Below are 16546 nucleotides of genomic sequence, written 5' to 3'. Positions count from 1 at the left end.
ACCGCAGTACGGCCAACGGCGCCAGGCATCGCCGTTTCCCCAGCCACGGCCGTTCCCTCCGCCACCGCCTCCCGGGCCGACGTCGCCGGCCTCCCAGCCTCCCCCTTCCTGGCCGGCGTCGTCTCCCCCGTCGACGTCGTCCGTTCAGCCGTCGTCGCCGCTCTCGTCCAACGTGGCGCTGATCGTGCTGCTCGCGGTGGGCGTCCCGCTGCTGCTCCTCAGCGGAGGTGCGGCCGTGACGATGGTGCTGACGGACACCGGCGGGGGTCCGGTGGCTGATGGGGCAATCATGGTCATGCCGTCCCGCGAGCCGCTCGGGGACCCGTCCGCGCAGGACACAACCGATCCGGCCACCGGTCAGACGGGACAGGACGCGGCCGGGCAGGTCGCCCAGAACCCGGACGGACAGACGGTCCAAGATCCTGCCGGGCAGGCGGCGCGAGACTCTACCGGGCAGACGGTGCAGGACCCCGCAGAGCAGACCGGGCAGGATTCGGCCGGCCCGGCAGGGCAGGATCCGGCCGGGCAGACGGTACAGGACTCGACTGGGCAGACGGGACAGGCGGGGCGGGGGCCGGTCGCGGTTGGTGAGGCGGTGACGTTGGCGGGACGCACGCCCGGTCTGCAGATGAGCGTGACCGTGAACCAGCTGGTCGCCGCGGCCACCCCCGCCTCCGACCTGCTCAAGCCGAAGGCGGGCGCCAAACTGGTCGCCGTCCAGGTCACGCTCGTCAACACCAGCCAGGCCGTCTACGGCGACGCGCCGTCGAACGGCGCCTGGCTCATCGACACCCAGGGCCAGCAGTACCGCTCCTCCGTCTACGGAGTCCGCGAAGGTCAGAGCTTCGGCGGCAGCGCGACGATCAACTCGGGCGACTCGCGCAAGGGGATGATCGTGTTCGAGGTGCCGGAGAGCGCGGTGCCGGCGAAGTTCCAGTTCGCGCTGGACAGCGGGTACGCCGAGCAGAAGGGCGAGTGGACACTGTCCTGACGAGCTCCACCGCCCGGAGGTGATCGGCCGCAACGGACGCAGGTCCCGCGAGGCTCGGCCGCAACGGGCGCAGGTCCCGCGAGGCTGGCGCAGGTTCTGCGAGGCCGCAACGGAGGTTGTCAGCGGCCGCGGAGGATGAGGCGGGCCAGGCGGCGGGGGCGTTGGCGGCGGAAGGCCGCCCGTTCGTTGACCCGTGGGTACGGCTGCGCCGGCACCGGCACCCCGAGGAACGCGCACAGTGGCTCCCACCCGTCCCCCGCCTCGAACACCAGCAGTCGCTCGGCGGGGATCGCGTCCTTCACCTCGGCGATGTGCCGTTCGAACACCTCGAGGACGTGGTCGCGGTCGTCGAGGCGGCCGTCGAAGACGGGGTCGATGAAAGTCGCCCTGGCCATGCGCGGGAAGAGGGCGAAGTCCGGGGCCCGCCAGGCCACCAGCCGGCGGACCAGCCAGCGGATCAGGCGGCGGTGCGGCGGCGGGCGGCGCTGTTCGAGGAAGGCGCGGAAGATGGTCTCGCTGACGCTGTCGTACCAGCGGCCGGGGTCGCGGACGGTGAGGATGACCTTGGCATCGGGGTGGTGCGCGGCCAGTTCGCGCCAGTACGCGGCCGCGGGCCAGTCGACGGCGGACCGGAACCCGGCGAACAGCGTGTCCCAGTCGCGGGAGCGGCCCTCACCGACGTCGAGCCACTGCCGCACCCGGTACGGCTCGGCGACGACGGTCGACATGTGGTAGCAGGGCCCGAGGCCCAGTAGTTCGAGCGCCGCCTGCAGGGACCTGGTGCCCGTGCGGCCGAATCCCGCGCCGATGACCTTCACGTCAGGCTCGTCTCTGATCCGCCTCTGATGTGAATCCCGTTATATGACGACATAGGGCAATAGGCCACTGCTGTGAATGAGGAGCCGAGCATGCTCTTCCCCACCCCCCTGCTCGACGCATTGCGCGCTGCCCCCGCGACCCCGGCGTTCGAGCACGGAGCCAGGATCGTCACGCGCGGCGAGCTGCTGGAGCTGATCCGGCGGCTGACGGACGCGCTGCGCGAGGCCGGACGGGGCCCCGGCCGGGCGGTCGCCGTCAAGGACCGCCCCGCGGCTCCCCCGTCGCGCACCCGCCGCCCTGCGTGTGGCTGTACGAACTGCGCGCCGACGGCACCGTCCTGAGCTCACCCGGCGCGCCCGCGGCCCTGCCCGCGCTGACGGCGCTCGGCCGGGCGAGGCCCTGGCCCGCCAGCGGCGCTTCGCCGCCGACGTCAGCCACGAGCTGCGCTCCCCGCTGACCCGCCTGCACACCCGCGCCCAGCTGCTGTCGCGCCGCATCCGCGGCGGCACCGACCCCATCCTGCTCATCGACGAGGTGGACCAGCTCGTCGACGGCACCAGGCAGCTCGGCGAGGTGGTCGAGAACCTGCTGCGGGCGGCCAGGTTCAAGCAGTTGCGCGGCCCGTTCGGCCCGGTGGACCTGGCCGTGCTGGCCGCCGAGCTGGCCGCGGCCGAGAACGCCAGGGCCACGCTGCGGCTCTGGATCACCCTGTCGGGCGGCCGGGACGCGGTGCTGCTCACGGTCAGGGACGACGGCGCGGGCCTGGATCCCCGCGACGCCGAGCGGCTGTTCACCCGGTTCGAGGGCGCCCGGTTCGGGCTGGGACTGGCGCTCGTACGGGAGGTCGTGGACGGCCACGACGGCACGATCACCGCGGACGGCCGGCCGGGCGGCGGCGCCACGTTCACCGTCCGCCTGCCCGCCCACCGCCCCGCCGCCGCGGGGGGACCGGAACCGGCCTGGCACAGGTATCACCCGCCGCTGCCCGGGTAGCGATGGACGAATGCGCATCCAGGACTGGTTCCTCACCGGGGACGAGCGGGGCAACCCGGCGACCCGGCTCGATCCCTGGACGGAGGGCAACGACGTGCGGCCCCTCGTCCACGGCGCCACCTACTTCGCCGAGCTGCGCGCGCACCTGGAGCGGCTGGGCGCGGACGACCTGCTGCTGTTCGCCGACTGGCGGGGCGACCCCGACGAGCGGCTGACCCCCGGCGGGCCGAGCGTGGGCGAGGCGATGGCGGCGGCCGCGCGCCGCGGCGCCCTCGTCCGCGGCCTCATCTGGCGCTCCCATCTGGACCTGCTGCGCTTCAGCTCCGCCGAGAACCGCCACCTCGGCCAGGAGATCGAGGACACCGGCGGGCAGGCCCTGCTCGACACGCGCACCGCCGTGGGCGGCTCGCACCACCAGAAGTTCGTCATCCTGCGCCACGACGAAGGCCCCGAGCGGGACGTGGCCTTCGTCGGCGGCATCGACCTGTGCCACAGCCGCCGCGACGACGCCGCGCACGAGGGGGACCCGCAGCCGGCGCCGATGCCCGGCGTGTACGGCCCGCGCCCGCCCTGGCACGACGTCCAGGTCTCCATCCAAGGCCCGGCCGTGGCGCAGGTGGAGCAGGTGTTCTGCGAGCGCTGGGAGGACCCCGCCCCCGAGACCCGCGATCCGCTGCGGCGGCTGCGCGACCGGCTCGGCCGCCTCGACGACGCTCCCCCGCTGCCCCGTCCTGGGCCGCCCCCGCCGCGGGCCGGTCACCACCATGTACAGCTGCTGCGCACCTATCCGGCCCGGCGCGGCGGCTACCCGTTCGCGCCCGAGGGCGAGCGCAGCATCGCCCACGCCTACCGCAAGGTGCTGGCCCGCGCCGGCAAGCTGATCTATCTGGAGGACCAGTACCTGTGGTCCACCGACGTGATCGAGCCGTTCGCCCGCGCGCTGGAGCGCGAGCCGGAGCTGCGCATGGTCGTGGTGGTGCCGCGCCATCCCGACCAGGACGGCTGGCTGGCCGGTCCGGCCAGCCTCATCGGCCGCGTCGACGCGCTGCGCCGCCTGCTCACGGCGGGCGGCGACCGGGTGGCCGTCTACGACCTGGAGAACCATCAGGGCACGCCGGTGTACGTGCACGCGAAGGTGTGCGTCGTGGACGACATCTGGGCCGCGGTCGGCTCCGACAACGTCAACCTGCGGTCGTGGACGTACGACTCCGAGCTGAGCTGCGCCGTCCTGGACGAGCGGGAGGACCCCCGTCCGCCCGCCGGTGGCCGGCGCTTCGCCAGGGACCTGCGGCTGTCGCTCATGGGCGAGCACCTCGACCTGCCCGCCGATCGGCTGGACGAGTTGTGCGACCCGGTGGCCGCGTTCGAGGCGTTCGCCCGCTCGGCCCGGGAGCTGGAGTCCTGGCACGAGAACGGCCGGGAGGGGTCGCGCCCTCCCGGCCGCCTGCGTCCTCATCCGGCGCCGCGCCTGTCCCATGCGCAGAAGCTCATGGCGCTGCCTCTGTACCGGCTGGCGGTGGATCCGGACGGCCGCCCGCCCGCCCTGCGGCGCACGCGCGGCTTCTGACCCTTTATCGGGCCGGCATGTACTCGTAGGCGCCGGCCTCGATGCCGCCGTTGGAGCCGATCGCGACGCCGTTCAGCGCGATCTCCCCGTACGCCTGGCGGCCGAGCCCGATCGCCTTGCTGCCGGGGAGCAGCTGGAGCGGGCGGGCCGGGTCGAACTTGGGATCTTCGAAGACGTTGCCGACGCCGTCGTCGCCCAGCTGGTACTGCTCGCCTTCCAGCACGTTGTAGGAGTTGGCGGTCCCCGTGATGCCGGGCCCGTAGGCGCTCTTCTTGGCGGCGTAGACGGCGTTCTGGGTCATGGTCAGGTGCTCGTTGGTGCAGTTCGAGTCGCAGACCACGCCTTCGGCGTCCTCGTTCGGCAGGTTGATCGAGTTGTTCCTGAAGATCGTGCGCAGCACGGGGCCGTTCACGTCCGGCGCGTGGTCCGGGGTCTCCTTGAACGGCCCCCGGGTGACGAGCCCTCCTCTGGTACGCGTGCCGTAGATCTCGTTGTACTCGAACACGTTGTCCGAGACGCCGTCCGGGTCCCTGGTCTCGCCCGTCGGCTCCCTGTCGGTGCCCAGTTCGGTGAAGGTGTCGTTGTCCACCGAGGTGTTGTGGTGCACCCAGGTGCGCGAGCCCTTGAAGATCTCGACGGCCGCGCCGTCCCAGACGTAGTCGTAGCTCTGGGCGATCGAGCCCCTGATGTCGTTCCAGGAGATCTCGGAGTCGTCGCCGTGCACCAGGATGGCGAAGGCGCCCGCGTCGTCGTCGGCGTACTCCTCCCCCATCTCCTCGGCGTCGGTGTTGACGCTCATGACGTTGTTGTCGACGAAGTCGTTGGCGTTGACCGAGGTGTAGCGGGCCTGCTCGTCGATGTAGACGGCGGCCGAGTTGCCGGTGAAGTAGTTGCCCTTGAGGAAGTTGTGGTCACCCTCCACCGTCACCCCCGACCACAGGCAGCGCGCCGCGCCCTTGACGCCGACCTGCACGTTCAGCAGTTCGATGTAGTCGCCGGACAGCAGGACACACGAGTAGGCGGGGCCCGCCTTGATCACGGGCCTGGCGCCGGAGCCGTAGGCGTCCACGGTGATCGGGTTGTCCTCCTCGCCCGACCTGGAGACCACCAGTTGCTCGGACCACGCCGATCCCCGGCGCAGCAGCAGCTTGGAGCCGGGGGTCAGGTCGGCCGCGTTGGCCTTGGCCAGCGTGCGCCAGGCGGTCGCCTCAGAGGTGCCGTTGGCGGTGTCGCGCCCGGCGACGCTGTCGACGTAGTAGGTGGCGGGATCGGCCGCCGCGGCCGCCGGGGTGCTGACCACGCCCGTGGCCAGCAGCGCGGCGGCGGACACGCCCGCCGCGCACGTCCTCCAGTTGAACATCCGTCCTCCCACGTCAGGACGCGCCGTTGATCAGGGCCATGGCCAGGCCGGGGCTGAACTGGCCGGCGGGGATGGAGCCGCCGATCCCGCACTCGCCGTCGGAGTCGCCCGGCACCTTGACCCAGAACAGGTACTCGGCCCCGCTCGTCTGCCGCACCGGAGGAGTGCCGAGCTTGCGCCCCGGCGGGTTGCACCAGTTGTCATCGGGAGTGTCGTCGGTGTACGGGCCGTTGCCGTTCCGGCTCGTGTCGATCACGTACTTCTTCGCGCCCACCGTCGCGGGCAGGTGACCGTTGACCGCGACCGCGAACCGCTCGCTGTCGGCGGTGGAGAGGTAATTGGATACGTTTACCGAAAAGCCGCGCGTGTTGGCGACACCCGACTTGACCAGCGCCGTCGCCGTCCAGTCCGCCGCCCGCCAGGTGGCGTTGCCCGCGTCGAGGTACACCCACGCGTTCGGCGCCTGGGCGCGCAGCACCTGGGTGGCGTCCAGCAGGATCCGGAACTGCTCCTCTGGGTCCTCGCCGATCTCCGGCAGGCACGGGGCGGCGGCGATCGCGTCCGGCTCCAGCACCACGACGGCGTGGCGGTTGCCGATCGCCTTGGCGAAGTCGGTGATCCAGGCGTGGTAACCCGGGGCGTCGCCCGCGCCTCCGCCCGAGAGATGCGCGCACGCGTCGCGGTTGGGGATGTTGTAGGCCACCAGCATCGGCAGCTTGTCCGCGGCCTGCGCGGCGCCCACGTACGTGTCCACGGCCCGGGTGATGTCGGGGAACCAGCCGCCGAACCACTCGAAGATCGGCTTGCTGCCGATGGCGTTCATGACGGCCTGGCCCTCGGCCGTGCCGGAGTTCCTGGCGGCCCAGTCGGCCGGGTGCGACAGCGGGGAGACGTACAGGCCGGTCGGGCGGCTCGTCTGCGTCTCCATCAGCGAGACGTTGTCGAAGCGGACGACCGGCGTGCCGCCGGAACCGCCGAGCTGGAAGGTCACCTCGGCCGCGGTGGCGCCGGCCTGGGCGGCCGTGAACGGGAAGCTGTAGCGCCTGCTCGTCGCGGTCAGCGGCACGTCCGTGGCCAGCGACTGGTTGCTGCTCGGGGTGGCGGTGTACTGGACCGTGGCCTTGGCGGTGAAGGAGGTGGTGGCGTACGCGTCGAAGGAGAGGGTGTAGCTGCTGCCCGGGTTCAGGGCGGCGGTGGTGGGCGAGGCCACCATCGCGTCCCAGGGGTTGGCCACGTTCTGCCTGACCTGGACCCGCATGAGGCCCGACTCGGCCGTGACGGTGGCCTGCCCGAGGGCGGCCCAGGGGGCGGTGGTGCCGGCGAAGGTGCCGTTCGCGATGAGCTGGGCGGCGGCCGAGGCGGGGGCCGGGGCGGCGAGGACGCCGCCCGTCAAGGTGACGGCGGTCAGGGTCGCGGCCAGTGCCGCGCGTCTTGCCGATAACAAGCGCACGTGGTGCCCTTTCTGGGGGAGGTACGGCTGGGCGATGATCATTGCCGACTCCCTCTGACACGGTCAAGTGACCTTGTCACGGGCACCCCGCGACCCAGGGCCCCGGCCCCCAGGGGCGTCTCAGCCCTCCGCTTCCTCCACCGCCTTCAGCACGGCGTCCGCGATCGAGCGCGGGTCGACGCCGAAGTGCCTGCGTACGGACTCGCGCGTGCCCGACAGCCCGAAGCCGTCGGTGCCGAGCGAGGTCCACGGCCGCTGGACGAAGGGGGCGATCTGGTCGGGCACGGCCCGCATCCAGTCGCTGACCGCGATCACGGGCCCCCGCGTGCCGGCCATGGCCTGGCGCAGGTAGGGCACGCCGGTCGCGGTCATCGCGTCGCGTCGCAGCTCGCTCCACGAGGTGACCGACCAGACGTCCACGCCCAGCCCGTACTCCTCCTCCAGCAGCCGCTGCGCCTCCAGCGCCCAGTGGATCGCGGTGCCGCTGGCCAGCAGGTGGGCCTGCCCGCCGCCCTCGCGGTAGCGGTAGATGCCCTTGACGATGCCCTCCTCGACGCCTTCCGGCATCGCGGGCTGCGGCATCGGCTCGTTGTAGACGGTCAGGTAGTAGAACACGTCCTCGGCCGCCGGGCCGTACATCCGGCGCAGCCCGTCCCGTACGATCACGCCCACCTCGTACGCGAACGCCGGGTCGTAGGCCAGGCAGGCGGGGTTGACGGAGGCGAGCAGCTGGGAGTGCCCGTCCGCGTGCTGCAGCCCCTCGCCGGTCATCGTGGTGCGGCCCGCCGTGGCCCCGACCAGGAAGCCCTTGCCGAGCTGGTCGGCCAGCGCCCACATCTGGTCGCCCGTGCGCTGCCAGCCGAACATCGAGTAGAAGATGTAGAAGGGGATCATCGGCTCGCCGTGGGTGGCGTAGCTCGACGCCGCCGCGGTGAACGACGCCATCGACCCCGCCTCGGTGATGCCCTCCAGCAGGATCTGCCCGTCGGTCGCCTCCGTGTACGACAGCAGCAGCTCCCGGTCCACGGCGTCGTACCGCTGGCCGAGCGGCGAGTAGATCTTGGCCGTGGGGAAGAGCGACTCCATGCCGAACGTCCTGGCCTCGTCGGGCACGATCGGCACCCACCGCCGTCCGGTCTCCGGCTCCCGCATCAGGTCCTTGGCCAGCCGGACGAACGCCATCGTGGTGGCGACCGGCTGCGCCGAGCCCTTGGCGAGCCGGCTGAAGTGCCGCTCGTCCGGATCGGGCAGCGGGCGGTGCGTGACCGTCCGGCTCGGCACGGGCCCGCCCAGGGCGCGCCGGCGTTCGAGCGCGTACTCGGCCTCCGGCGAGTCCGGGCCCGGGTGCAGGTACGGGGGGACGTCGCCGGCCAGCGCCGCGTCGCTCACCGGCAGGCCGAGCCGATCGCGCATGGCGCGGAACTCGTCCTGGGTGAGCTTCTTCATCTGGTGGTTGGCGTTGCGCGACTCCACGCCCGCGCCGAGCGTCCAGCCCTTGACCGTCTGGACGAGGATGACCGTCGGCCCGCCCCGGTGCTCCAGGGCGCTGCGGTAGGCGGCGTAGACCTTGCGCGGCTCGTGGCCGGCCCGCGAGCCGCTCACGATGCGGCGCAGCTCCTCGTCGGAGTGCGGCACGTCGAGCCCGTGGAACAGGTGCCGCCTGATGTAGTCGCCGGGAGAGGCGGCGAGCGTCTGGAACTGCCCGTCCGGCGTCTCCGCCAGCCTGGCCACCAGCTCGTCGGAGCGGAGCAGGTCGTCCCAGTCCTGCCCCCACAGGGCCTTGACCACGTTCCAGCCCGCACCGCGGAAGACGCTTTCGAGCTCCTGCACGATGCGGGTGTTGCCGCGTACGGGGCCGTCGAGCCGCTGCAGGTTGCAGTTGATCACGAAGGTGAGGTTGTCCAGCCCTTCGCGGGCGGCCAGCGTCAGGGCGGCCGTGGACTCGGGCTCGTCCATCTCGCCGTCGCCGAGGAAGGCCCATACGTGGGAGGCCGAGGTGTCCTTGATGCCGCGGTTGTGCAGGTAGCGGTTGAACCTGGCCTGGTAGATGGCGTTGAGCGGCCCGATCCCCATGGACACGGTGGGGAACTGCCAGAAGTCCGGCAGGGCCCGCGGGTGCGGGTAGGACGGCAGGCCGCCCTCCGGCTCGCGCCGGAACAGGTCGAGCCGTTCCTCGCTCAGCCGGCCCTCCAGGAAGGCGCGGGCGTAGATGCCGGGTGAGGCGTGACCCTGGAAGTAGACCTGGTCGTGGCCGCCGTGGAAGAAGTGGTTGAAGCCGACCTCGTAGAGCCACGCGGCCGAGGCGTAGGTGGCCAGGTGGCCGCCGAGGCCGAGCTTGCTCCCTCGGGTGATCATCGCGGCGGCGTTCCACCGGTCGTACGCCGCGATCCGCTGTTCCATCTCGAGGTCGCCCGGGTAGACGGGCTCGTCCTCGGTGGGAACGGTGTTGAGATAGCGGCCGCTCGTGGCCAGCCGCCGCAACAGGAACTCGGCCCGCTCGGGGCCTGCCTGGCGCCGTACGGCCTCCAGCGACTCGAGCCATTCGGCCGTCTCTTGGGGGTTCCGGTCTGTCTCCATGTATACCATTACACCCTATGATCGATCATCCGATGTGTTGCGGGGTAGGATTTCACCCGTGAAACCGGTTGTGCGGGCTCCACTCCGCGACCAGATCCGGCAGGCGGTCGTGGACGGGCTGATCAGCGGCCGTTACGCGCCGGGCGACCGCATCGTCGAGCGGCGGGTGGCCGCCGAACTCGGCGTCAGCCAGGCCCCCGTCCGCGAGGCGCTGCGCGAGCTGGAGGCGCTGCGGCTGATCGAGTCCTCGCCCAACAGGGGCGCCCAGGTGCGCGGCATCACCGAAGCCGACCTGCGCGAGGTCTACCAGGTGCGGGCGGGTCTTGAGGAGACGGCCGTCCGGCTCGGGCGTCCTGACGTGCACGCGCTGCGCCGGCATCTGCACCGCCTGCAGGAGGCCACCGCCGGCGGGTCGCTCACCGAGCAGGTGCGGCACGGGGTCGGCTTCCACCGGGAGATCGTGGCGGCGGCGGGCAACGCCGTGCTGATGTCGGTGTGGGAGTCGCTGGGCGTGGAGGTGTGGACGCATCTGTCGATCCGGCTGTTCCGGATGCGACCGCACGAGAACGCCCGTGATCACGAGCCGCTGGTGGAGGCGTTCGAGCGGGACGATCCCCGGGCGGGCGCGATGCTGCACGACCACGTCCTCGCGTACGCGCCCGCCCCGGCGCCGACGGGGACCAACCATTGATGAGCCTCTCGTGACCCACCGTTGGGGGGCCGGCTCAATACGCTACTCAGCGTGACTGACGACAGGATCCGACGCAGGCGGCAGATCAGCATCGACGGGGCGGGCATCGAAAGGCGGAGGGCGGCGATCCAGACCATCGTCGACCAGGCGCCCCCGCACCCTTCCCCGCAGGCCGAGACACCGCCCGCCGCCTCCCCCGCCGCCCAGGGCGCGGAGCGAACATCCCCGGCCTAGGGATCACCCCGAAGCGGCGGGCATCCATCGGGCCAGACGGGGTAGTGGGTGCCCATGGCAACGGTCATGGATCGGGTGCGCGCGTACCTGCGCAGCCCCAAGGGCAGACAGAACGTCGAGAAGGTCAAGCGGATGGCCCGCGACCCGCACAACCAGGAGAAGGCCCGGCGCTTCCTCAGCCGGTGGCGCTCGCGGCGCCATTGACCCCCGGACCCGCGGGCCGCTCTCCTGGCGTCAGGTTCAGCAGATCCTGAAGGCGGCCCGCGAGGAGTTGTACGAGCAGGAGTCGATCAGCCGGCCGGACGCGTCGCGCAGGTAGCCCGTGTCCGCGGTCTGGTTCCAGATGTAGGCGTAGGTGCCCCCGCTCCTGTTCCAGTAGCGCGTGGTGCCGGTGTCCTTGCCCTTGCCGGTCCGTACGGTGACCGTCTTGCCGGCGCCGAGGGTGAACGCGCCGAAGGTGTACACGTGGTCGGGCCGCTTCGTGGCGTCCCGCAGGGTCCACCCCTTGAGACTGACGGCCTTCTTCGTCCGGTTCCTGATCTGCGCGTACTCGCCGTTCAGGCTGCTGTTCTTACCGAAGTCCGGCGAGCCGGGCGAGTCGTAGTAGATCTTGGTGAACACGACGGCGGGCGCCGCCGCCGCGTGGGCCGGCTGGGAGACGACGGCGACGGTCAACGCGGTGGCCGCCAGCACCGTGGGGATACGCACGACAGATCCTCCTGTGATGGGCGATATGCGGAAAACGATCTTATGGATGATCTGGCGGGCGAATGGACCGTTCCCATATCGGTTCGGTCTCCGCTCGGCGCCCAGGCCCGGCCGGGCTACGCATCGATCGCCGGACGCTACTGAGCGCAGCGGCGCCCCCTGTCCGGAGGCCCGCGACGGTCACGTAACCGCAACCGGATCGGGCCGCCTGCTCTACCGCCGCTTCAGGTCGTAAAGCCCGCGCGAACCGGCCTCCCCCGCGCGCCCGCCGCCGGCGGGGGCCCGGAACCCCGCGGCCCTTTACCGACTTCTCCTCAGGACGCGATGCATCGCGCGCCCGTCATCGGCTTTCATGGATGTACGGCGGCCGTCGTTGGCCTGCTCTTTGGCCCCGGAGATGCCGCGTCTTACGATCCTCACCACCTCGCGCCGGCCGCTCCCGCCGCCCCAAATTAGGGGGGCCGAGCCTTTGCCGCCGTGAGATCGGTCCGGCCCGGGCCGCGTCCTAGCGTGGAAACCAAGTCCGGGCCGAGAACCCGGTGTCCCATCGAGGACCCGAGTGGCCCCCCAACGCCAGCCTCAGCGGAGGTGAACTGGCATGAACAGCGCCAAGAACATCCTCGCGGCCGCCGCCATGGCGGCCTCGGCTCTCGTCGTCCCCGTGGCGGCATCGGCTCCGCCCGCGGCCGCCGAGCCCACCGCGCAGCGCACGACGTCCACGGAGACCCTCACGACGCAGCATCCCTGCCGATTCCACCGGAACCCGGCCAGGTGCCGGGCCCGCGGCCATGGAGGTGGCGGCGGAGGCGGCGGCGGTGGAGGTGGAGGTGGAGGTGGAGGCGGCGGAGGCGGCGCCAACATCGACATCAACAACCAGAACATCGGTGGAGGCGGCGGTGGAGGCGGCGGCGGAGGTGGCGGCGGCGGAGGCGGCGGTGGAGGCGGAGGCGGCGGTGGAGGCGGCGGTGGTGGCGGAGGCGGCGGCGGCGGAGGCCGCTGACCTGCCGGCCAACGCCGAGTAGCCGCTCCAAGCCGAACCGACGTACCGACCGAGCCAAGCCGATCAACCGAACCGAGCAACCGAAGCAACCGACCTGAGCCGAGGCGAGCCGTGTCACGGCAGTCTCGCCTCACCACATTCCGCCTGAACCGGAAGACCGAGAGGGTCGCACCAGCCGCCGGTGCGGCCCTCTCCCCATGCCATCGGGAAGGCGGCCCCATCGTCATCCCGCGAACGGGGGTCCCCGGCTTTGTGGATCGATTGCTCCAGAAAGAGTGTTACGGTGGGGGCATGGCGAGGACGCGGGAGTTCGACACCGAGGCCGCGGTGAGCCGGGCGATGGAGCTGTTCTGGACGCGCGGCTACGAGGCGACCTCGCTGCGCGACCTGACCCGGCGCCTGGGCATTGGCCAGGGCTCGCTGTACGCGGCGTTCGGCGACAAGGACGGCCTCTATCGCGCGGCGCTGGAGCATTACCGCACCACCCTGGCCGCGACCGCGCTGCGCGACCTGGCCGAGGGCGCGGACGCCCGTTCGGCGATCCGCGCGATGCTCGTGGAGCGGATCCGGATAGCCGTGGGCAACGGCGGTCAGGGCTGCCTGGCGGTCAACGCCGCGTGCGAGCGCCTGCCGGAGGACCCGTCGATCCGGCGCGTCGTACGGGACATGCAGGACGCCAGCCAGGAGGCGCTGGCCGAGGTGCTGCGCGCCGCGGCGGAGCGGGGCGAGGTGGCGGCCCGCCATGACCCCGGCACGCTGGCCGCCTTCCTCGTCACCTTCCTCAACGGGCTGCTGGTCTCGTCGAAGATCACGCCGGACGCCCGCGCCCTCGAACCCCTCGTGGAGGTCGCGCTGACCGCCCTCGACTGATTTCTCCTGCCCTCATACTGTATCAACCGATCCAGAAAGTACGAGTAAACCCATGATGTACGACCACGACGGCCAGCCACTCCGCACCGGCCGGGCCGCCGTCAACGGAACGAGCCTGCACTACCGGACGGCCGGTTCAGGACCGGCCGTGGTGCTGCTGCACGGCGTGCCCAAGACCGGCTACCACTGGCGTCACCTGCTCAAGAGGCTCACGCCCCACCACACCGTCGTCGTGCCGGACCTGCGCGGCCTCGGCGACTCGGCGCGCCCCGCCGACGGCTACGACTCCGTGACGATGAGCGAGGACGTCGCCGAGCTCATGGCGCGCCTCGGGCACGAGAGGTACGCCGTGGCGGGCGAGGACTGGGGCGCGGTGATCGGCTACCAGCTCGCCGCCCGGCACCCGGAACACGTCGGGGCCCTCGTCTTCGCCGAGGCGCTGTTCCCCGGGTTCGGCTTCGAGGAGCACACCGCGCTCACCCCGGAGAACGTCTCCAGCGGCCTGCACCTGTGGCATCTGGGCTTCTACTTCCAGCCCGACGTGCCCGAGATGCTGATCTCCGGCCACGAACGCGAGCTGATCACGTACATGATCAAGAACGAGCGCACCCACCCCGACTCGGCCACCCCCGACGCCATCGAGGAGTACGTGCGCACCTACTCCATGCCCGGCGGCATCCGCGCGATGTTGTCGATCTACCGGGCGATGCTGGTGGACGCCGAGCAGAACCGGCAGGCGGCGCGGCGCAAGCTTGATCTCCCGGTCCTGGCGCTGGGCGGCTCGGCCTTCATCGGCGCACGCAACGAGTCCCAGCTGCGGCTCATGGCCCACGACGTCACCGGTCATGTCTTCGACGCGGGCCATGACCTCGCCGAAGAGGTGCCCGACGAGATGGCCGACGTGATGCTGCCGTTCCTGGCCAGGAGCGCATGACGGGGTCCCGCGACCCACGCGGCGGTCGCCGGCATCGGAGCACTGCTTTGTGTCAGACGAGAGGCTGAGGCGATCTGCGACCGTGGTCGGATGGCAACGGCGCTGGTCCCGTCTACGGTGGTAGGCGCCATGCCTGCCCCGCACCGCTCCACCGTCACCCGGCCGCCGCGTGAACCCGGCGTGGCCGCCCCCCTGCCGCGCCGCACTCACCCGGCCGCCCGGCTGCTGCGTGACACCCACCCCGCCGGGCGGCTGCTGCGTGATGCCGGGCTCGCCGTCGGGCTGGCCGTGGCGGGCGTCGTCATCCTGCCGTACCTGCCGCACGCGGCGCTCGTCGTGGCGATGTGCGTGCCGCTGGTGCTGCGCCGGGCCTGCCCGTGGGCGGCGCTGGTCACCGTGACCGTCGCCGCCGCGCTGCACGTCGTCGTGCTGCAGGACCCGACGGTGTCGGTCGTGGCCGTGCCGGTCGTCGTGCACAGCCTGGCCCGCTGGTCGACGACCACGGCGGCCAGGGCCGCGCTGGCGGTGGGGCTCGCCGGAGCGGTGATCGGGCCGGCCAGATGGCTCAGCGTCCAGCTGGAGGCGCCGTCCCTGGGGAGCTGGGTGACTTCGATCGTCGGCCACGGCGCCGTCGTCGTCGCCGCGTTCGTCGTCGGCCGCCGGGCCCGCGAGCGCGAGGAACTGCTGGTGCGGCAGGAGCGGGAACGCGCCGAGCGGCAGCAGTCCGCGCTGGCCGAGCGGGAGCGCGCGATCCGCCGGGCCGCCGACGACGAACGCCACGAGGTGGCCCGCGAGATCCACGACCTGGTGGCACACTCGCTGGCCGTCATCGCCGTGCAGGCCGAGGGCGGCCGGGCGATGGTGGCGCGCCATCCGCACCGGTCCCAGGAGATCCTCACGGTGATCGCCGACACCTCCAGGGAGGCGCTCGACGAGCTGCGCCAGGTGGTGGCGATGCTGCGCCGGCACGAGCCTGGACCGGCCGCCGACTACCGGCCGGCCGTCGGGCTCGACGACGTCGCCGACCTGGTGGCCCGCCTCGGCGGCCGGGCCCGGCTCCGCGTCCAGGGCGACCCGGGCGCCATGAGCCCGCTGGCCGGGGTGACGGTGTACCGGATCGTCCAGGAGAGCCTGACGAACGTGCTCCGCCACGCCGGCCCGGCCGCCCGTGCGCAGGTCGCCATCACCGTCACCGGCCACGAGGTCACCGTCCGCGTGCGTGACGACGGCCGCGGCACCGCCGTGGAGTCCGAGGGCCGCGGCGACGCCGTGGAGCCCGACGGTCGGGGCACCGGGCTGGTGGCGATGCGCGAACGGGTGCAGCTGCACGACGGCACCCTGACCGCGGGCCCGTGCGCCGGCGGCGGCTTCGAGGTGCACGCGGTCCTGCCGGCGCACCGGGCGACGGGGGCGGCGGCCGGATGACGCTCAGCCTGTTCCTCGTCGACGACCAGCGGCTCGTCCGCGCCGGGCTGCGGATGATGATCGAGTCGCAGGACGACCTGACCGTGGTGGGCGAGGCCGGTGACGGCCGGGAGGCGGTCACGAAGCTGCGCGGCCTCACCGCCGACGTGGTGCTGATGGACGTCCGGATGCCGGTCATGGACGGCGTCGAGGCGACCAGGCGGCTGACCCGGCTCGGGCATCCGGCGCGGGTGCTCATCCTGACCACGTTCGACCTGGACGAGTACGTCTTCGCGGCGCTGCGCGCGGGCGCGGCCGGCTTCATGCTCAAGGACGCCCGCCAGGAGGAGCTGCTGGCGGCGGTCCGCGGCGTCGCCGCCGGCGGCTCGGTCGTCGCGCCGTCCGCGACCCGGCGGCTGATCGCCCACTTCGCCGACCGGCTGCCGGGCGGGCCGGCCGCCACCGACGAACGCCTCGCGCTGATCACGCCACGGGAGGCCGAGGTGCTCGACGCCATCGCGACCGGGGCCACCAACACCGAGATCGCGGCCCGGCTGCACCTGGCCGAGGGCACGGTGAAGACCCACGTCGGCAACCTGCTGGCGAAACTGCGCTGCCGCGACCGGGTCGCGCTGGTCCTCTTCGCCTTCGAGACCGGCCTGGCCACCCCCGACCGTCGATAACCCCGGGCCGCGTCCTCCCGTTCACGCGCGTCCCTCCGTGTCCCCCGTGTCCCTCCGTATCCCTCTGTGTCCCTCCGCGTCCGTCCACACTCCTCGTCGCACCCCGACGCCACCGGCCGCGGCCCGCCTTACCACCTGGGCGCTCTTGCCCTACGACCTGGACGCTCTCGCCCTACGACCACGGTCGCAGACGCCGTCCAGAAGTCCGGACCGCAGACAGATCCGCTTCCGCCCGCGGCTGCCTACGTTGGGCACCCGGCAACCG

18 protein-coding genes are annotated in these 16546 nt (G+C 72.2%); 12 read left to right on the top strand and 6 right to left on the bottom strand.

Features of this window, described 5'->3' with window-relative positions:
• The first annotated feature begins 172 nt into the window (after nucleotides 1-172).
• Nucleotides 173-991, top strand: coding sequence for a DUF4352 domain-containing protein (locus B0I32_RS37455; protein ID WP_181308227.1), 819 nt, complete (start codon nucleotides 173-175; stop codon nucleotides 989-991).
• A 119-nt stretch (nucleotides 992-1110) separates the two neighbouring features.
• Here the strand turns inward: B0I32_RS37455 and B0I32_RS37450 are convergent, their stop codons facing one another.
• Nucleotides 1111-1809 (bottom strand): sulfotransferase family protein, encoded by a 699-nt coding sequence (locus B0I32_RS37450; protein WP_106247832.1) that lies wholly within the window; start codon nucleotides 1807-1809, stop codon nucleotides 1111-1113.
• 90 nt (nucleotides 1810-1899) lie between these two features.
• Between B0I32_RS37450 and B0I32_RS37445 the strand changes: the two genes are divergently transcribed.
• From B0I32_RS37445 to B0I32_RS37435, 3 genes are read left to right on the top strand one after another with little or no spacing between them, the layout of a single operon-like run.
• Complete coding sequence (locus tag B0I32_RS37445) at nucleotides 1900-2151, top strand: hypothetical protein (RefSeq protein ID WP_106247830.1); 252 nt, start codon at nucleotides 1900-1902, stop codon at nucleotides 2149-2151.
• Nucleotides 2114-2803, top strand: a complete 690-nt coding sequence (locus B0I32_RS37440) for an ATP-binding protein (protein WP_219912210.1) — start codon at nucleotides 2114-2116, stop codon at nucleotides 2801-2803. Before B0I32_RS37445 ends, B0I32_RS37440 begins: the two co-directional genes overlap by 38 nt.
• Before the next feature lie 10 nt (nucleotides 2804-2813).
• Nucleotides 2814-4370 carry a phospholipase D family protein gene (locus B0I32_RS37435; protein WP_106247827.1) on the top strand — a complete coding sequence of 519 codons (1557 nt, stop codon included), beginning with the start codon at nucleotides 2814-2816 and terminating at the stop codon, nucleotides 4368-4370.
• A 4-nt stretch (nucleotides 4371-4374) separates the two neighbouring features.
• On the opposite strand, the gene B0I32_RS37430 is transcribed toward B0I32_RS37435, so the two are convergent.
• From B0I32_RS37430 to aceE, 3 genes are all read right to left on the bottom strand, one after another.
• The gene (locus tag B0I32_RS37430; protein WP_106247826.1) at nucleotides 4375-5730 is read right to left on the bottom strand and encodes a hemolysin; all 1356 of its coding nucleotides are present in this window, start codon (nucleotides 5728-5730) and stop codon (nucleotides 4375-4377) included.
• A 13-nt stretch (nucleotides 5731-5743) separates the two neighbouring features.
• Nucleotides 5744-7222 (bottom strand): glycoside hydrolase family 6 protein, encoded by a 1479-nt coding sequence (locus B0I32_RS37425; protein ID WP_245956257.1) that lies wholly within the window; start codon nucleotides 7220-7222, stop codon nucleotides 5744-5746.
• A 78-nt stretch (nucleotides 7223-7300) separates the two neighbouring features.
• Nucleotides 7301-9757, bottom strand: coding sequence for a pyruvate dehydrogenase (acetyl-transferring), homodimeric type (gene aceE / locus B0I32_RS37420; RefSeq protein ID WP_245956256.1), 2457 nt, complete (start codon nucleotides 9755-9757; stop codon nucleotides 7301-7303).
• Between the two features lie 58 nt (nucleotides 9758-9815).
• Here aceE and B0I32_RS37415 point away from each other — a divergent pair, with 58 nt between their 5' ends.
• Genes B0I32_RS37415 through B0I32_RS58150 form a run of 3 tightly spaced genes read left to right on the top strand, consistent with a single transcriptional unit; the run spans nucleotide 9816 to nucleotide 10886 of the window.
• Complete coding sequence (locus B0I32_RS37415) at nucleotides 9816-10448, top strand: GntR family transcriptional regulator (protein WP_245956255.1); 633 nt, start codon at nucleotides 9816-9818, stop codon at nucleotides 10446-10448.
• 51 nt (nucleotides 10449-10499) lie between these two features.
• Nucleotides 10500-10682: a hypothetical protein gene (locus tag B0I32_RS37410; RefSeq protein ID WP_146178465.1), complete on the top strand. Its 183-nt coding sequence runs from the start codon at nucleotides 10500-10502 to the stop codon at nucleotides 10680-10682.
• A 54-nt stretch (nucleotides 10683-10736) separates the two neighbouring features.
• Complete coding sequence (locus B0I32_RS58150; protein WP_181308225.1) at nucleotides 10737-10886, top strand: hypothetical protein; 150 nt, start codon at nucleotides 10737-10739, stop codon at nucleotides 10884-10886.
• 36 nt (nucleotides 10887-10922) lie between these two features.
• Here the strand turns inward: B0I32_RS58150 and B0I32_RS37405 are convergent, their stop codons facing one another.
• Both B0I32_RS37405 and B0I32_RS58145 read right to left on the bottom strand, forming a co-directional pair.
• Complete coding sequence (locus B0I32_RS37405; protein WP_106247819.1) at nucleotides 10923-11390, bottom strand: lamin tail domain-containing protein; 468 nt, start codon at nucleotides 11388-11390, stop codon at nucleotides 10923-10925.
• Between the two features lie 579 nt (nucleotides 11391-11969).
• Complete coding sequence (locus B0I32_RS58145; protein WP_181308223.1) at nucleotides 11970-12122, bottom strand: hypothetical protein; 153 nt, start codon at nucleotides 12120-12122, stop codon at nucleotides 11970-11972.
• A gap of 56 nt (nucleotides 12123-12178) precedes the next feature.
• Here B0I32_RS58145 and B0I32_RS37400 point away from each other — a divergent pair, with 56 nt between their 5' ends.
• From B0I32_RS37400 to B0I32_RS37380, 5 genes are all read left to right on the top strand, one after another.
• Nucleotides 12179-12412, top strand: a complete 234-nt coding sequence (locus B0I32_RS37400) for a hypothetical protein (RefSeq protein ID WP_181308221.1) — start codon at nucleotides 12179-12181, stop codon at nucleotides 12410-12412.
• A 269-nt stretch (nucleotides 12413-12681) separates the two neighbouring features.
• On the top strand, nucleotides 12682-13260 hold the full coding sequence (locus B0I32_RS37395) for a TetR/AcrR family transcriptional regulator (RefSeq protein ID WP_106247818.1): 579 nt from the start codon (nucleotides 12682-12684) through the stop codon (nucleotides 13258-13260).
• 52 nt (nucleotides 13261-13312) lie between these two features.
• Nucleotides 13313-14194, top strand: coding sequence for an alpha/beta fold hydrolase (locus B0I32_RS37390; protein WP_181308219.1), 882 nt, complete (start codon nucleotides 13313-13315; stop codon nucleotides 14192-14194).
• A 129-nt stretch (nucleotides 14195-14323) separates the two neighbouring features.
• Nucleotides 14324-15619: a sensor histidine kinase gene (locus B0I32_RS37385; protein ID WP_146178464.1), complete on the top strand. Its 1296-nt coding sequence runs from the start codon at nucleotides 14324-14326 to the stop codon at nucleotides 15617-15619.
• Nucleotides 15616-16281, top strand: coding sequence for a response regulator (locus B0I32_RS37380; protein WP_106247814.1), 666 nt, complete (start codon nucleotides 15616-15618; stop codon nucleotides 16279-16281). Before B0I32_RS37385 ends, B0I32_RS37380 begins: the two co-directional genes overlap by 4 nt.
• The last annotated feature ends 265 nt before the right edge of the window (nucleotides 16282-16546 follow it).

The sequence above is a fragment of the Nonomuraea fuscirosea genome, from assembly GCF_003001935.1.
Classification (GTDB): domain Bacteria; phylum Actinomycetota; class Actinomycetes; order Streptosporangiales; family Streptosporangiaceae; genus Nonomuraea; species Nonomuraea fuscirosea.
This window is presented reverse-complemented; position numbering and strand designations above follow the sequence as displayed.

Bases quoted from the DNA above. Each gene is read 5' to 3' on its own strand.
- B0I32_RS37445 (WP_106247830.1), top strand. From the start codon at position 1,900: ATGCTCTTCCCCACCCCCCTGCTCGACGCATTGCGCGCTGCCCCCGCG.
- B0I32_RS37435 (WP_106247827.1), top strand. From the start codon at position 2,814: ATGCGCATCCAGGACTGGTTCCTCACCGGGGACGAGCGGGGCAACCCG.
- B0I32_RS37430 (WP_106247826.1), bottom strand. From the start codon at position 5,730: ATGTTCAACTGGAGGACGTGCGCGGCGGGCGTGTCCGCCGCCGCGCTG.
- B0I32_RS37425 (WP_245956257.1), bottom strand. From the start codon at position 7,222: ATGATCATCGCCCAGCCGTACCTCCCCCAGAAAGGGCACCACGTGCGC.
- aceE (WP_245956256.1), bottom strand. From the start codon at position 9,757: ATGGAGACAGACCGGAACCCCCAAGAGACGGCCGAATGGCTCGAGTCG.
- B0I32_RS58150 (WP_181308225.1), top strand. From the start codon at position 10,737: ATGGCAACGGTCATGGATCGGGTGCGCGCGTACCTGCGCAGCCCCAAG.
- B0I32_RS37400 (WP_181308221.1), top strand. From the start codon at position 12,179: ATGGAGGTGGCGGCGGAGGCGGCGGCGGTGGAGGTGGAGGTGGAGGTG.
- B0I32_RS37395 (WP_106247818.1), top strand. From the start codon at position 12,682: ATGGCGAGGACGCGGGAGTTCGACACCGAGGCCGCGGTGAGCCGGGCG.
- B0I32_RS37390 (WP_181308219.1), top strand. From the start codon at position 13,313: ATGATGTACGACCACGACGGCCAGCCACTCCGCACCGGCCGGGCCGCC.
- B0I32_RS37385 (WP_146178464.1), top strand. From the start codon at position 14,324: ATGCCTGCCCCGCACCGCTCCACCGTCACCCGGCCGCCGCGTGAACCC.
- B0I32_RS37380 (WP_106247814.1), top strand. From the start codon at position 15,616: ATGACGCTCAGCCTGTTCCTCGTCGACGACCAGCGGCTCGTCCGCGCC.